13 protein-coding genes are annotated in these 14,406 nt (G+C 65.8%); 2 read left to right on the plus strand and 11 right to left on the minus strand.

Translation table 11 applies throughout. The features are described from left to right. Nucleotides 1-981: 981 nt before the first annotated feature. A complete protein-coding gene (locus ABD466_RS07365) occupies nucleotides 982-3,918 on the minus strand; it encodes a discoidin domain-containing protein (protein ID WP_344656188.1) in 2,937 nt (978 codons plus the stop codon). A 1,386-nt stretch (nucleotides 3,919-5,304) separates the two neighbouring features. Between ABD466_RS07365 and ABD466_RS07370 the strand changes: the two genes are divergently transcribed. Further along, the gene (locus ABD466_RS07370; protein WP_344656189.1) at nucleotides 5,305-7,563 is read left to right on the plus strand and encodes an RICIN domain-containing protein; all 2,259 of its coding nucleotides are present in this window, start codon (nucleotides 5,305-5,307) and stop codon (nucleotides 7,561-7,563) included. A gap of 90 nt (nucleotides 7,564-7,653) precedes the next feature. Next, nucleotides 7,654-8,226 (plus strand): hypothetical protein, encoded by a 573-nt coding sequence (locus ABD466_RS07375; protein WP_344656190.1) that lies wholly within the window; start codon nucleotides 7,654-7,656, stop codon nucleotides 8,224-8,226. A 751-nt stretch (nucleotides 8,227-8,977) separates the two neighbouring features. Here the strand turns inward: ABD466_RS07375 and ABD466_RS07380 are convergent. From ABD466_RS07380 to ABD466_RS07425, 10 genes are all read right to left on the minus strand, one after another. Next, nucleotides 8,978-9,304 carry a DUF1048 domain-containing protein gene (locus ABD466_RS07380; protein WP_344656191.1) on the minus strand — a complete coding sequence of 109 codons (327 nt, stop codon included), beginning with the start codon at nucleotides 9,302-9,304 and terminating at the stop codon, nucleotides 8,978-8,980. A 1-nt stretch (nucleotide 9,305) separates the two neighbouring features. Beyond that, entirely contained in the window at nucleotides 9,306-9,662 is a 357-nt protein-coding gene (locus ABD466_RS07385; protein WP_344656192.1) for a DUF1048 domain-containing protein, read from the minus strand. Next, nucleotides 9,659-9,985 (minus strand): PadR family transcriptional regulator, encoded by a 327-nt coding sequence (locus tag ABD466_RS07390; RefSeq protein ID WP_344656193.1) that lies wholly within the window; start codon nucleotides 9,983-9,985, stop codon nucleotides 9,659-9,661. The genes ABD466_RS07385 and ABD466_RS07390 overlap by 4 nt, the downstream gene beginning before the upstream one ends. Before the next feature lie 45 nt (nucleotides 9,986-10,030). After that, on the minus strand, nucleotides 10,031-10,228 hold the full coding sequence (locus tag ABD466_RS07395; protein ID WP_344656194.1) for a hypothetical protein: 198 nt from the start codon (nucleotides 10,226-10,228) through the stop codon (nucleotides 10,031-10,033). Further along, a complete protein-coding gene (locus ABD466_RS07400; protein ID WP_344656195.1) occupies nucleotides 10,225-10,851 on the minus strand; it encodes a hypothetical protein in 627 nt (208 codons plus the stop codon). The genes ABD466_RS07395 and ABD466_RS07400 overlap by 4 nt, the downstream gene beginning before the upstream one ends. Further along, nucleotides 10,848-11,459: a hypothetical protein gene (locus ABD466_RS07405; RefSeq protein ID WP_344656196.1), complete on the minus strand. Its 612-nt coding sequence runs from the start codon at nucleotides 11,457-11,459 to the stop codon at nucleotides 10,848-10,850. Before ABD466_RS07405 ends, ABD466_RS07400 begins: the two co-directional genes overlap by 4 nt. Next, entirely contained in the window at nucleotides 11,453-12,877 is a 1,425-nt protein-coding gene (locus ABD466_RS07410; protein ID WP_344656197.1) for a hypothetical protein, read from the minus strand. The genes ABD466_RS07405 and ABD466_RS07410 overlap by 7 nt, the downstream gene beginning before the upstream one ends. Next, nucleotides 12,877-13,215: a hypothetical protein gene (locus ABD466_RS07415; RefSeq protein ID WP_344656198.1), complete on the minus strand. Its 339-nt coding sequence runs from the start codon at nucleotides 13,213-13,215 to the stop codon at nucleotides 12,877-12,879. Before ABD466_RS07415 ends, ABD466_RS07410 begins: the two co-directional genes overlap by 1 nt. Nucleotides 13,216-13,335: 120 nt before the next feature. Then, complete coding sequence (locus ABD466_RS07420; RefSeq protein WP_344656199.1) at nucleotides 13,336-13,950, minus strand: hypothetical protein; 615 nt, start codon at nucleotides 13,948-13,950, stop codon at nucleotides 13,336-13,338. A 46-nt stretch (nucleotides 13,951-13,996) separates the two neighbouring features. Then, nucleotides 13,997-14,356, minus strand: coding sequence for a hypothetical protein (locus ABD466_RS07425; RefSeq protein ID WP_344656200.1), 360 nt, complete (start codon nucleotides 14,354-14,356; stop codon nucleotides 13,997-13,999). Nucleotides 14,357-14,406: the final 50 nt, after the last annotated feature.

The raw sequence follows: 14,406 nt of genomic DNA on the forward strand, positions 1-14,406 counted from the left end.
CGCTGCTGCCGTAGGACGGCGCGAGCAGCGAGATGGTCACCGGCTTGGAGGAGTCACCGAAGTTGCCGCCAGAGCTGCCGTTCGACGACGGACCGCCCGAGGACTTACTGGAGGAGCACGCCGAGGCGGCCAGCGCCAGGGAGAGGCCGACGGCGGCGAGGACTATGGAGCGCTTCATCTCAATACCTGCCTTCATAGGACGTTTCTCGAGAAGAATCTCGAGCGGTGATGGTTCGCGAGGCGTGAGGCCGGTAGCGACGTGAGGGTGGGGCGCCGCGCTCTCTACTCACAGGATCCCTGGAGGAGTTTGACTGACTTGAACGCCATTCACGCATCTTCAATCATCTGCGTGTGACGGCGATTATTCATACCGGCGCATCCCCCTGTCAACAGCTCGACCCACCCTGTGGTCGGCTGCCCGGAGCCGCTTCCCTTGTACCGAGCATCCGATCGCCCTGGTAGGGAGTCACTAGAGGCGGTTTTGCCGGGAACCTCCGTGGAACTATTGAGCTTTATCAAATAAAGCAGGGCAATGTATCTGTTATCGATCAAATCGCCATGCTGTTGGGGGTGGCCGCGAAACGCCATGACCGTTCGCCAGCCTGAAGCTGTAGCGAAGTCCTGTCATCGGGCTTGAGTTTTCCTGAGTAGTCGGGTCCGGACCCGCTGAAAAATGGGCGTTAGCATGCCGACGGATGATCTAATCGCGCAGAATCGAGCATCAGGCGTGGCGAACATGGCCACGACCTCGGCAAGCAGGCTTGAGTCTGTCGCCGACGGTCCGTGCCGTGACCGCCCGGCAAGCTCGCGCACAGTGAAGAATCTTGTCGGGAATCTGGACGATTACCGGCGACTGACCACCGCAGGCCGCGGATACTCCGGGCGACGGCCTGCCAACGGTCCCGGCCGGGATCGAATCGCCGCGTGAGCGCAAGAAAATGGGGGCTGCACGCTGTGGTGCAGCCCCCATTCACCACTGTGCTAGACCGAGGGTCTCCATTGCTGGTTCGAGTTCTGCGTGCAGGGATAGAGGATGAGCGGAGTTCCGTTGCCTGTGCCGCCGCCGTATGCGTCCAGGCATTGGCCGAGCAGTGTGAAGGCCAGGGTGGAAGGCTCGTAAGTCCATTGCTGGGCTGAGCCGCCGCAAGCGGCGAGCTGGACCGGCGTCACGGACGCAGAGCTACCGTTCTGGCTGGTCAAGCACTGCCCCATGGCACGAATGGTGCCGTCGCTCGCAAGCGTCCAGGTCTGGGCCTGGCCGCCCACGCAATCGGAAAGCTGCATCTGAGGAGCCGCCGGAACGGTGACACAGCGCTTGCTTCCCACGCCGACGATCGTGCCAGTGCCGGTGCCGACCACCGTCAGGTTATAGGTGACAGCGTGGCTGACCGATCCCTGCGTCGCGGTGACGGTGATCGGGTAGGTGCCGGATGCCGTGGTGGGCGTGGTCTTGATGGTCAGGTTGGTAGACGATCCCGGGGTGACTGGAGAGGGGCTGAACGATGCCGTGGCTTCTGCGGGTAGTCCGGTCGCCGACAGTGTCACCGGCTGGGCCGTGCCGGCCGTCTGGACTGCGGTCAGTGTGGTGGTGATGGCGTTGCCGGGATTCACGCTGGTGTTGCCTGGCGGGGTGGAAATCCAGAAGTCGTTTCCGGAGCCGGCGATCGGCAGACCGGTGGCCGAGATCTCGGCGGCGCTTGTCCACGGCCCGCGATTGCCCGCTTCGGTCAGTACCCGCAACCGCAGGTATCGGCCCCGTGCCGACGGGAAGGACAGGGTCTTCTCATCAGCGGTGTCCGCGAAGGTGCCGGTGGACACCGGGGTGCCCCAGCTGGTTGCAGAGTCCGACACGTAAACCTCGTAGCTGCCGACCCTGCCGTTCACACCGCCATCCTGCCGTGGCAGATAGCGGAATCCGTCGACAGCGTACTCGGCGCCGAGATCGAGCTGGATCTCGTGAGGAAAACCCGGGGCGGCGTTGTACCACTCGGTGTGCCAGAACGTGGCCGGGTTACCGTCGACGGCATTGACGGCGGCGCCGTTCTCCCCGGTGGTCTCCTGGCTGTCGGCGAACAGCAGCGAGGCTCCGGTGATCCGTGGATCCGCACCGGCTTGGGCCTGCACCGCCAGGGCTGCGGCCGGCCAGGCGGTGACGTTGATGCTGTTAGGTGTGTAGATGCTGTTCGGGCTCAGTGAGTAGTAGTTGTTGATGTTGTCGTCGGTCCAGTTGTACTGGATCGTCAGGTCGTGGTTCTCATAGGTGGCCCAGTTGGCGATCCACTGCTCGGTAGACGAGACGTTCTTGTTCTCGTGCACGTGATCTATGCCGCGGACCACGTTGTTGGTGGCGGTGTAGAACGCACTGGCCTCGTCCTCGTAGATGCCGGGTGAGTTGTGGGTCTGCGAGAAGTCGATGTAGTTCGCGAAGATGGTGGACCCCGGCGAACTGGCCTGGGTGTAGATGGCGCCGCCGTCGTAGATCGACTGCATGAACTTCGAGATCTTGTTCTGGTCGACGTGGATGTTGCTCTGCGTCGGCGCGCTGCCGACGAAACCCCAGCCCCAGCCCACCGAGATACCGGAGTAGGTCACATCGGTGACGGTGTTGTGCCGGATCACCAGACCGTTGTTGTAATAGCCGGTGATCCCCACCGCGTCGGCGAACTCCCGCCCGTCCCGGGTGACGGTGTTGTTGACGACGTAGTTGTTGCTGGCTTTCGCCCGGGGGTCGGTGGGAGCGTGGATGTTGTCACCCACCTGCACTCCGCCGGCGGCCAGGTCTTGGAACAGGTTGCCGTTCAGGGAGCTTTGCGTGGTGCCGCCTTCCAACGACACCGCGGCGGCCCCCAGGTTCTGAAACGTGTTCCCGCTGAAGACGATGTCCTTGCCGGCGGAAACGGTGACCGCCGAGATGGTCCGCTCATACGCGCTGCTCTCAGTGCTGCCGGCTATCGTCGAGGTCTGTGTGCCGACGATGTGGTATCCGGACTGGCCGCCGACATACCCACCAGGGCCGTACGGCTCGTTCCATGTTGTTCCGGCGAAGGTGATACCACTGAAGGCGATGTCGTGGACTGGCGCGTCGAGTGTGCCAGTCAACGTCAGCAGATGCTCCAGCGTGGGCAGCTCCACATCGGCGGTGGTGAGATCCTCATTGCCGCGGGGCACGTAGTACAACAGGCCCTTGGCGGAGTCCATGAAGTACTGACCTGGCGTACCCAGCAGGTCATAGGAGTTCTCGATGTAGTCCACGCCGTTGCCGTCGTTCGCACTGGGTGCGGCGTTTTGCCAACCCGTTTCGGTGTTCTGGAAGGCGTTGCCCCAGCATGGCTCCTGCATTGTGGCGGTGGTTCCGGACACTGATGCGATCCCGCAGTGAAAGTTCCGCCACCGAGCGCGGATCGCGACCTGCATCGACGAACCCGTCAACGACGCCACCTGCGCTGGCAACCCACTGATCCCGGAGGCGGTTATGGCGCAGCTCGTGCACTGAAAACCACGGGCCTCAACAGCGCGTACGCCGTTCACGGTGATCAGCCGGGGCGTCAGCCCCCGGGGGACGGTGGCCTGATAGATGTTCTTGGTTCCCGTCGCCTGCCAGCCGGTGACTTGGGACGTGCCCTCCCACAACGGGTGCGCTCCGTTGGCCGCGCGCCAAACGACCGGGTTACCCGCCGCCCCGGAGTCCGCCGCCGTCAACGCCAGCTGATCTGGCATCCGATACGTGCCGTCGGCCACGTTGACGACCACGCGGTTGGCCGACTTGTCGACCGCTCGAGCCGCCGCGGCCGCCGCCGGAATGGAGCACGGTGCCGTGCTGCTCGTGCACGAACCCACTCCGCCGGTCGGACTGACGTACAGGTTGAGCGTGGTGGTGACCGTTACCGCCGACGCCTGTGTCGCGGCCATGCCGGTCATCGGCACAGCCAAAGCGGTGACGCAGGCGGCTAGAACCGCCAAACGTCTGATTCTTACGAGCGACATCGTTCCCTCTCTCTGCGGGCGCTTCCCGCCCCGTCGGACGACTGGCGCGGGGCATTGCGGTACTCGCAGCAGCACGAAGACCAGCTGCATGCGAGAGCTGGCTAAGCCCTGTGAGCGGCCTACCGACACCGAAGCCAGCGAGGAGCAACCTTCACAGAGCTGACGCTGACGGCTGAGAAACCTTGCCGCTTGGTCGACAAATCATCGGATCTTTTAGTGCCGGAGGCTAGCGCTGGCCCACCATGCCGTCAAGGTGGCGTCAGCTGATCAGCGTGGCCACAGGAGTCTCATTCAACGGCTGTGAGCAGGACTTATAGCAATCCATGCGCGTCGGTACGACGGCGGCGAGGATCGTGCATCCGAGAAGTGCGTATGAGGGCATTGAGACTGCGAGACGAAGACACATCCGATGTATTAGGCGACGTGGTGAGGCGGCGGCTCAGCGAGCGAAGGTGGCGCGAGCGGCCCCACGGCGCGAGGGCGTTTACCGCGGGAAGCCGTGGGGGCCCTGGAGCAGTAGTCCACGGAGTGTGCGCATATCGGACAGTGAAGCGTGCAGTCAGCCTGTCGTCAAGTGATCGATCAAAGATCAAAACGATCATTTTCTTTCATCTTTCGCACAGAGAAGCACATGCTTGCGGTCGAGCGCTTCGATGTCGGGCCCGTTGGAGATGCGCACGATCTCGAACGCCGGCGGCACCTGCCGCCGCGCATCCACGACACCTCATCCGCGCCCCGCCCGACGCTACGAACTTGCAGGTAGAGCGGGCCAGGCGAGGATTAGGCAAACTCCAGCGCAAAAATGTGTGACTCCCGACGTCGGCCACGCTCTCCTAAGACGACGAGAGATCCATCTTCGTCGCCCGTCTCCACGCCAGGAGGTCGGCGACCCAGTCATGATCGATTCTGCGCAGGTCAGAGCAGGCAAGAGCAGAGTTTGTCATGGAGGTGCTCACCTTTGATTGACACAGGACACCAGGTACCGCCAGAATCTTCCGCGTAACGACACCAAACCTTCTGAATCATGTCTCTCCGCAAATATCGGGCGACAGACTCAGCTTTGGGTCATTGCCGAAGCGGTGATCCCGCTCCAGGCGCCATCGGGTTCGACGCCTCCCTCCGCTTTTGATTCGGGCGGATCGCGACAAAGCCTGCTCTCCATGGTCGGCGCTCGCCGGGCCTTCTCCATCGGTAGCCGTGTCCCGCGTGGCCATGCCTTGCGGCGATAGCTGCTGCCGAATTCGGCTACCGCGTAACAGACAGGAACTTCAGATGCCACGTGATCGCAGACAGAACCGACGCCATAGTCCCCGTGCCCTGTTGGGCATAGCCTTGGCCGCGACCGCGGCCGTGACAGCCGGGGTGGTCGGCGTCAGTACGATGTCGGACCCCGACCATCCCGTAGCCTCGCAGCAGAGCTCATCGATCGGCGATCCGGCCGCTGTGACGAGTTCGGCTCCACCCACCCAGGCTGTGAAGCCGGACCACGTGGTGCCGCCGAAACCGCTGAAGGCGCCCCCCAAGGACGACAAAGCACGGGGCATGGTCTATGCCGGGCTGACGCCGGCCGCGCAGGGCACGCCCTGTGTCGGCATGTACCAGGTGAGCAACACCGTTCAGTGCTCCCACGGCCCGGACGCCCCACCGTCCGGGCTGGACGTCCACCGCGGCACACAGCCGGTCATCACCCCGACGACCGCGACTCCCGACACCCCGACCACGGGTGACGGCACGGCGCCTGCCCCTTCGGATCTGCTCAGTGACGCGCCGCCGGTGCTCGACGCGCAGACCGGAAACCTGACGGCCGGGGCCCGAGCCGACTCGGCACCGGCCGACACCACCGGTGCGGCCGCCGCTCCGGCCGGCGGCAACGCCGTGGTCTGCGACGGGGACGGAGTCACCGGCAACCGGGTCCAGGTGATCTACATGCACGGCCCGGACCAGGATCGTTTCGCGCAATACCTGCCCTCCTTCAAGAAGTGGGCGGCGGACACCGACGCGATCTACAACGCCAGTGCCGCCGAAACCGGCGGGGTGCGCCACATCCGGTACGCCACCGCTCCTGACTGCACCGTCGCAGTGCTGGATGTCGAAGTGCCCGCGGCGGCCATGACCGACTTCAGCGCGTCCAACAGGGCTCTGGCCGCCCAGGGCTACAACCGCAGGGACCGCAAGTACATGGTCTTCGCCGACGCACAGGTGTACTGCGGCATCGGCACCTTCGCCGGTGACGAGCGGGCCGGCCAGGACAACTGGAGCAACTTCGGCCCCTCCTACGGCCGTTCGGACAACGGCTGCTGGACCGGCTCGGTGGCAGCCCACGAGCTCGGCCACAACCTCGGCGCCGTGAACGACAGCGCCCCGCACAGCAGCAAGGCCGGCCACTGTGTCGACGAGTGGGACATCATGTGCTACTCCGACTCACCGGACTACCCGAAGATGCAGATCCTGTGCTCCGATCAGGCACACGACGACCGGTTGGACTGCAACCACGACGACTACTACAACACCGCGCCGCAGCCCGGTAGCTACCTGGCCACGCACTGGAACGTGGCGAACAACCAGTTCCTGATCGCCGGCGACAACCCCAGCCCGAACCCGTCGCCGACCCCGACCAGCACGACCGGCACGACGAACACCACCGGCGGCCCGAACCCGACCACGCCGAAACCGACGACACCGACCGCGCCGACCGGTACCACGACCACACCCGACCCGACCAGCACCACGGCGACCGGCCCGAGCTCGACCAGCACCAGCAGCCCCGGACCGAACCCGACCAGCACGAAAACTCCGGGACCGAGCACGTCTGTGACGGCTACGACGACGGCCGGACCGACCGGCACCGGACCGACCACCCCGGGACCGACCAGCCCGGCGCCACCGCCGACCGGCCCGACTGTGAATGTCGGCCAGATCGCCCAGGACTCGGTCACGCTGAGCTGGCAGGCCACCCCATATGCCACCGGCTATGACATCCGCCTGAACGGACGGCTGCTCGGCACAGTCCAGTCGACCGTCGTCCGGGTCGTCCGCATGACTCCTGACACGGCTTACTCGGTCACGGTCGCGGTCCACATGCAGGACAGCAACACATCCCGGCCCGGCCGAGCCACGGCCTTCCGCACCCTCCCGGTCACCGGAGCAGTCACCCCGGACAAGCCCTATCTGCTGCTCAACAGCCTGACGGGCCTGTCGGCGGACTTGTGGGGCGGCTCCACCCGCGACGGCAACGTGCTGATCAGCTACCAGCGCACGGGTGCCACGAACCAGCAGTGGCACTTCCATGACGCCGGCAACGGCACCGTACAGATCGTGTCCGTGCGTTCCGGTAAGTGCCTGCAGGCTGGAGGCCAGACGCGACCGGGTCAGTACGTGGTGCAGCAGCACTGCGACAACACCGCGGCGGCGCAGCGGTGGAAGCTCACCGCTAACAGCGGCGGCTACACGCTGAGTCCGAACGGCAGCACGCTCGTCCTCGGAATCAGCACTCGCTGGTACTACGGCGGCCGGCTGCTGGAGCTTCAGCAGCCTTCCGGCGGCAGTAGCCAGAACTGGACCGTCCAGCCGTCTTCCTGATCCGGCTGGACTGACCGCCCGGTAGGACTCTTGGTTCCCCCCAGCCCGAGTCCTACCGGGCACCCTGTCACTGCTAACGAGGTGCCAGCAATGCACACATCCCGCATCACATGGGTCGTGCTCATCCTGCTCACGGCCGTCTTGACCTTCGGCTCAGCGGATCCGACCGCCGCCCACGGCGACAGCATCAAGTTCGACATCTCCAGCGGGCTTCACGGTCGCCCCCAGATAGTCGCCACCTGGGAGAACGACGGCGACCCGGTACACGAGCCGATCGCCGGCACGCTCAGCGCAACCGCTACCGACGGACGCTCCGTCGGCCCATGGCGGTTGGTCACCACGGCAGGCGACAGCTCGGTTCTGAGCACAGAACAGGCACTACCGGCCGGCCAATGGTCGGTGACGGTCGAATGCGGCTTCCCCGCACTCGGCAGAGGGCAGGCCCAGTTGACTGTCACCACCGCGGAACCCACCTCCCCACCCACCGGCCCTCCCCCAGCATCGATGACCGCCGACCACCACTCACCAGCGACGGCGGCGAACGTGCCCCCGAAGCACGACGCGGCACTGTGGATGACTACGGGACTCATCTGCGCAACTGCGATCGTGGCCGGAGTCATGACGCTGAATGGGCGCCGTCGGGGATACCCGGAAGCGCGTTAGGGCTTCACGAATCACCGAGCAACCAGCTGTGGTTCCCGCCCATCCTTGGACGGCGCTGGATGACGTCCTTGGTACTGCTGTCGCGTTCTGTGGAGCACCTTGTCGCAGACTTCGAGTGACTGCATGGTCGCTTTGTCGCAGTGGCCTATCGCCTGTTGTATCGACATGTTCAGATGACGTTGCGATGCGACAAAGCCCCCGACGCCGGGCTCCCAGTGCAGGTAGACCGCTCTCTCGTCGGGATCTGGAAAGGGTGTCACGGAGTTCATTCCGCAGCTGGTCCGGGAGCTGTGTGGCCAGTGCGACAAGCCGGTACAGCTCAGCGGTGTCGTTCTGATCGATACCGAACGTGATGAGCCATGCGTCAACCAGCGTGGGCTGCGCGGTCTGCCTTCCGAGATCGGTCAACAGCGCGTGGAGCCGTCCTGCTGGGTTGTCCATGGAGACCGCCATGTCAGGAAGGTACTCGTCTGCTCCCAATCACGGTGGGGACATAGCGTACACACACATTGCTCGAACGATGCCCGCCTCCATCAAGCGCGGAGACGGGCACGCTGAATCGGTCCGGGATTCGGGGGCACTGACACCGCCCAAACACCGCTACCGAAACGACGGCGGCCCGCATACACCGCTAGTGAAGGCGGTATCACGGCTGCTCCAAGCACCAGTTGAGACTCTTGGGGTCACCGGATGAGAGCAGGACGCCTACCTCGTAGGCCGTCGCCGTATCTTGCGGCAACGCCCAATGGCGTCACTTCCCGGCAGCGCCGGACTTCCCGTTGATTTCCTCTTGGTAGACCTCTGCGTAGGTGCGCGAGTCCTTGATCAGGCCGTCGGCGAAGGCGGCGACGTCGGTGCCGGTGAGTTCCAGGACTCCCTTGCCGTCCGCGACGCCCTCCTCGAAGAAGTCGACGATCCCGGCGAGCAGGTTGCCCTCGGTCAGGTCGACCGGGCCGACCTTGAACAGGTACTTCTGCATCTCGTTGTAGACGATCTGGTAGTCCGGCGGGAGGGCCTTGACTCGGGCGACGTGTGCCCGCCACTCCTTCTTGCCTTCGATGATGTCGTGAATGCCCATGTCAGCCTCCCAGCCGAGCCAGTTTGCGGGCGACGTTGCCGTTCAGCTGCTCGCGCCACTTGTCGCGGTAGGTGCGGGCGCCCTGGCCGCCGGCCAGCGCTGCGGTGAAGCCGGGGATGTCGTCGCCGAGTACCTCGTCGATGCTCTGCCCGTCCGCCGCTGCTTCTTCCAGCAGCCCCAGGGCGGCGTCCAGGAGAGGCATGGCATTGCGGCCGGTGAAGTCCCCGTAGGGGAACAGGCTGCCCTTGATCTGCTCCCAGGCCGCGTGATACTCCGCAGGCAGCGCCTGCGCCCGGGCTTCGAAAGCCTTGTATTCCTTGGTGAGATCGCTGCCGGTGATCTTTTCCCAGAAAGTCATCTCCCGCCCTCCTTGAGCTTGTCGATGCGTGTTGAGACGTACTCCCACTTCGCCCAGAACGTCGCGAGCTCCTTTCGCCCTGCGTCGTTGAGCGCGTAAAACTTGCGCGGCGGGCCCACCTCGGACGGCCGTTTGGTCACCGCGACGAGCCCGTTCTTCTCCAGCCGCAGCAGGATGGTGTAGACCGTGCCCTCGATGACGTCCGTGAAGCCGAGCTCGTGCAGGCGGCGTGTGATGGCATAGCCATAGGTCTCCTCGGCCCTGATGATCTCCAGGACGCAGCCCTCCAGCGTGCCCTTCAGCATCTCCGTCAGATCCTCCACGCAGCTCCTCCTCGGTCGCCCGGTACTGCGTAGCACCGAGTACCACTATACGGTATCACCGAGTAGTGGTTCCGGGCGCCCCAGCGGCTCCTCCATCGGCAGGCCCTCGCTTGCCAGCAGGCCCAGTAGGGCATCGCGGATGGCATCCGAGCCCCAGCCTTCAGCGGCGTCCATCGTGCGGATGCTCTCCTGGATCTCCCGGACGCGGGCCATGAGCGGAAAGGGCGCCGGCTGCTCGCTCATCGCGTGTACACCGCCAGCTTGGCGACGAACGCGTCGAGCTTCGGCAGCGCGTCCTTCAGCGCCGAGGGGTCGATGAGCGTGGCCATCACCTGAGTGTCGATGCCGGCCCGCCGGAAGTAGTACACGACCCGCGCCATCACCGTCTGCTTCTCCGGATCGAGCTGGCTGTAGCGGATGGCGCGTATACCCACCGCCCCGGCTGCGTACTGGAAGTCCTCGATGACGGGCTTGCTGACGTTCTCCGGGTCGTGTTCGCCAGCGAACACCGGTATGGCCTGCTTCCACGGCACCTCGGCCGCGTACACCGCGAGTCCGACGGGGACCGGCAGGCGGTCAGGTGCGTGGAACATCAGCATCGAGTGCAGGAAGTTGTCGCCGGTGAACTGTTCGCGGGCGGACAGGATGATGCGGGTGGTGTGCTCGACCCACTCCGGGTCGGGTTCCGGGGCTTCGCGGTGGGTGCCGTTGAATGCAGCCCAAATACCCTGGGCGTACATCCGCGCCCAGGGTTCCGGGGCGTCCCAGCCCAGGTCAGGGAACTTCTTCTGGAGCACCACCCAGGTGTCCATGTCGGCGTGGGGGAAATCGATGACGAACCGTACCCGGTCGAACGCGTCGCTCATCGGGTCCTCCATTCGAAGGTGCACATCATGGCGTCGAACAACTGCACCAGGACGTCGGCGACCTGGTCGGACGGATCGCCACCGCCGGGGGTCGAGAAGGCGACGGTGAGCCAGCGGCGGGTATCGCCGGGGATCGGGAAGACATAGTCGACGCGGCGGCTGGCGGTGGCGCCAGGCTGATCGGCGGCGGGTGGCTGGATCCTTTCGGTCCGCACGCCGGCGGATCCGTCGACCTCGACGAGGCCCCCGTCGGCCGCCATCGCGCCGAGCAGACCGAGGGTGTCGATGTCGTCGAGTTCGTCCGGCAGCGCGGCACCACCGACGACGAAGGACGCGGATACCGTCACGCCGTGCATCTCCTCGACCGGCAGGTACAGGTCGATGCCGTTGGTGGCGCGGGCCTGCCGGACCATTTCACGCAGCAGGTCCTCCATCTCGCGCCGCCGTTCGAGGTAGGCGTCGCGGGGCAGGCGGGCGAACATGCGGTCGGCGATGTCCTTGACGGCGGCGTCGACGGTTCCGCCCAGCGACACCCGGATCCATCCTGGCGGCAGGACGAGCGCGTATGAGTTCGGTGTCACCAGGGGTTCGGTTTGTGTCGTCACCATGAGGTTCCCAGGTTGTGCGTGTAGAAGGGGTTGCGGGTGCCGTTGTAGTAGCCCTGCCAGCCCGGCCACGGCGAGATCCCGCCGTGCCACGACACGACCGAGCCGAGCACCTTGTCGATGCTGTCCGCGCCGGCACCGGCCTGGAACGCGCGCTGCGCCTGCGTCAGCTTCGATTCCAGCTTGGCGACGTCAGCCATGACGTGCGGGTCCACGGCCTTCATCTCCTTGGCCACGTTCTCGGCCCATTCCCGCTGGGCGGCCGCGGCGTGGTCACCGTGAGCGATCGCCTTGAGCGTGGGCCACTTGAACTCGATCTTGTCGAAGTCGTAACCGTGGTCGGCCAGATCCTTGATCCGCGCCATCTCGGCGTCCTCGGCATCCGCGGCCAGACGCTCGATCCGCGTCACTTTGACCTGAGCCAAGGCCTTGGCGCCGGGAAGCGCGTTCGGATCGTCGAGTACCGCCTTGGCTGCGGTGAGCTCGGCCTTGTTGCCCTCCAGCACGCCGTCGGCGGCGCGGGTGCCGGCCCGCAGCGCAGCCGGCCCGTGCATCGTGGCCTCCAGCCCGTCGCGCGCGGCCTCGACTCCGCGGCCGGCCAGCCGGCCGGCGCCGAAGGTGGCCAGCGCGAACACGTCGAGGCCGACGTCGAACCAGGATCCGTTGCCGGAGGCGGCCAGCGCCGTGTGGCCGATCAGGCTCAGCGCGGTCACTCCCAGCGCGATCCAGGCGAGCACGTTCAGGCCCGGGATGAACAGCGCCACCACCGCGCACAGCGTGGCCAGCCAGCCCAGGCCGTTGCACACGTCGGTGATGACGCGGGACCAGTCGGAGATCGTCTCCTTGAACTTGTCCCAGCGGCTGTCGTGCAGGCCGTCGCCGGTGCGAACGGCCCGGATGGCAGTGGCGTGCTGATGGGCCACGGCGTCGAAACGGCTCTTGGTACCGCTCCAGTCGCTGCGGGCCTTGGCCAACGCGGCGTTCGCGTCGTGCAGGGCCTTGTCCTTGGCCGGGTCGGTCGGCGGGACCGGCTGGCCGGGTCCCGGATGGACTGGGGTGTCGGCCTTTTGCTGTCCCACTGCCGTCTCAGCGGCAGTGTGTTCGTCGAACGACTCCTTCTGAGCCGCCTCCAACGCGTCCGCCCACCCCGACAGCTCACCGGAGGCGGTGCGGTAACGATGTTCGGCCTTGCCCAGGTGGTCGGCCAGCGACGCCGCGGTCTCGGTGATCTTGCCGGCGTACTGGCCCTTCAACCGGGACCGGTCGGCGCCGGCGATCTTGTGCAGGGCGGTCACCTGGTCACGGATCGAGTCGGCGACCCGGCTCATGCGCGTGGCCTGGTCACGGATGTCCGCCGGGCGGCCCGGCACGGGGTCGGCCTGGTCGCCGGTCAGATCGGTCCAGTCGGCCGGGCGCACCATCACTTGCCGCCTTTCGGGGCGGTTCCGGTGCCGTCGGCATCGCCGTGCAGGGCCTTGGCCAGCTGCTGGTCGGCGTCCTGGAACGTGCCCTGCGTCTGCTGGACCATGGTCAGCAGGGTTTCGATGGCGCTTTCGAGCTTGCCGCGGTGATAGCTCCAGTTGCGTTCGAAGTCGTCCATCGCCGAGCTGATCTCGCGGTGGCCCCACCCGGAGGCCGAGTCCAGGCCGTGGACTTCCCTGCCGAGTCCGGCGAATTCGTCGTGAACGAATGTGAGGTTGCGCTGGAACTCGCTCAGCAGGTCGTAGTCGACCTTCAGATCAGGCGTGCCGCCGCCCATCCCCGTTCCTCTCCCCTAGGCTTTCGCAGGGCTTTTACGCTACCGGGGTGATCGTTTGCGACGGGTGAGCGGGCAGCGGGCGGGGCGCGCGGTTTGCGTTTTGATTTCGGGTGCTGACTTTCAGCCAGGGAGTTCCAGTCCTTGAGCCCACGCAGTCACCAACTCGTCCAGGAGATCGGTGAGATCCTCGGAGCTGGCACGGCTCCGGATCACGAACAGGGTGCTGCCGAGAGAACCGGTCCCGCAGAACGTCAGTCGGGGGAAGGTCCGTGTGGTTGTGCCATCGGATGCGCGCTCGGCCGTCTGCAGCATCCGCAGCGCCGGTCCACAGGCCAGATCTATCCGGCTGGGCCCATGAACGACGGCCTCGCCGGGTGCCGGCTCCAGGATGTCGTGCCTCAGGATGTCTATGGGGGTCAGGCTGGCAGCGGTGTTGTCGTAGGCGGTGAACTCCATCCACAGGTGATCGGCGCTGCGTTTGGGCTTGGGGAAGAGCACGGCGGCGTAGCCGCATTGCAGGTCTACGGCTTCGGCCAGGGCCTCGGTGAGGCAGCCGCGCATCTCGGCGACTTTGTGCGGTTTCGGGTTACGGCCCATCCGCAGGTGCTTCAGCGCCGCCTCAGCTCCGGCCCGGCAGTCGTCAGGGGGTTCGAAACTCAGGGCGCTGAGGTCGACGCCATAGCCCGGGAACAGCTTCTCCCAGCTGACATAGTCATAGTGGATCATGATGGTCATCAGGGAGTCGCCTCTCGTCTTCGGATGGGATGATCTGGTGCGGGAGTCATCGATGCCGCACGGCCACAGCGAACCTGGTCACCCGGCCCATCAGCAGCCCGCCGAGCGCCCCGGCGCCGATGAAGCCGAGCCGCCAGCCGTCCATCGCGCCGTGCCAGACAAGATCGCCGTGCCGACCGACGAGGAAGCCGTCGTAGAACAGCCACAGGATGAACGCGGCCGTCGGCGCGGCCCACCAGCGGGCACCCAGACCGAGCACGGCGGCGAGCCCGACGTAGGCCGCCAGATCGACGTCGACGTGACGGGTGCCGCCGATTGCGGCCAGCCCAGCGGTGGCGACGATGCCCCCGATGAAGGCCGTTGACAATGTGGCCACCGGTTCGAGCCTCGAATCCGGGTGCATCATGGACTCCCAGGTCCGCGTTGTGCGGGTTTCCAGATCCGTCGTACCCCGCG

The sequence above is a fragment of the Catenulispora subtropica genome (genome assembly GCF_039531675.1).
Classification (GTDB): Bacteria; Actinomycetota; Actinomycetes; order Streptomycetales; family Catenulisporaceae; genus Catenulispora; species Catenulispora subtropica.

What these genes read in the sequence shown, in the direction of transcription:
- ABD466_RS07380 (WP_344656191.1), bottom strand. Translation starts at nt 9,304, where the DNA reads ATGGGCATTCACGACATCATCGAAGGCAAGAAGGAGTGGCGGGCACAC.
- ABD466_RS07420 (WP_344656199.1), bottom strand. Translation starts at nt 13,950, where the DNA reads ATGACCATCATGATCCACTATGACTATGTCAGCTGGGAGAAGCTGTTC.
- ABD466_RS07410 (WP_344656197.1), bottom strand. Translation starts at nt 12,877, where the DNA reads ATGGTGCGCCCGGCCGACTGGACCGATCTGACCGGCGACCAGGCCGAC.
- ABD466_RS07415 (WP_344656198.1), bottom strand. Translation starts at nt 13,215, where the DNA reads ATGGGCGGCGGCACGCCTGATCTGAAGGTCGACTACGACCTGCTGAGC.
- ABD466_RS07400 (WP_344656195.1), bottom strand. Translation starts at nt 10,851, where the DNA reads ATGAGCGACGCGTTCGACCGGGTACGGTTCGTCATCGATTTCCCCCAC.
- ABD466_RS07425 (WP_344656200.1), bottom strand. Translation starts at nt 14,356, where the DNA reads ATGATGCACCCGGATTCGAGGCTCGAACCGGTGGCCACATTGTCAACG.
- ABD466_RS07385 (WP_344656192.1), bottom strand. Translation starts at nt 9,662, where the DNA reads ATGACTTTCTGGGAAAAGATCACCGGCAGCGATCTCACCAAGGAATAC.
- ABD466_RS07365 (WP_344656188.1), bottom strand. Translation starts at nt 3,918, where the DNA reads ATGACCGGCATGGCCGCGACACAGGCGTCGGCGGTAACGGTCACCACC.
- ABD466_RS07405 (WP_344656196.1), bottom strand. Translation starts at nt 11,459, where the DNA reads ATGGTGACGACACAAACCGAACCCCTGGTGACACCGAACTCATACGCG.
- ABD466_RS07375 (WP_344656190.1), top strand. Translation starts at nt 7,654, where the DNA reads ATGCACACATCCCGCATCACATGGGTCGTGCTCATCCTGCTCACGGCC.
- ABD466_RS07395 (WP_344656194.1), bottom strand. Translation starts at nt 10,228, where the DNA reads ATGAGCGAGCAGCCGGCGCCCTTTCCGCTCATGGCCCGCGTCCGGGAG.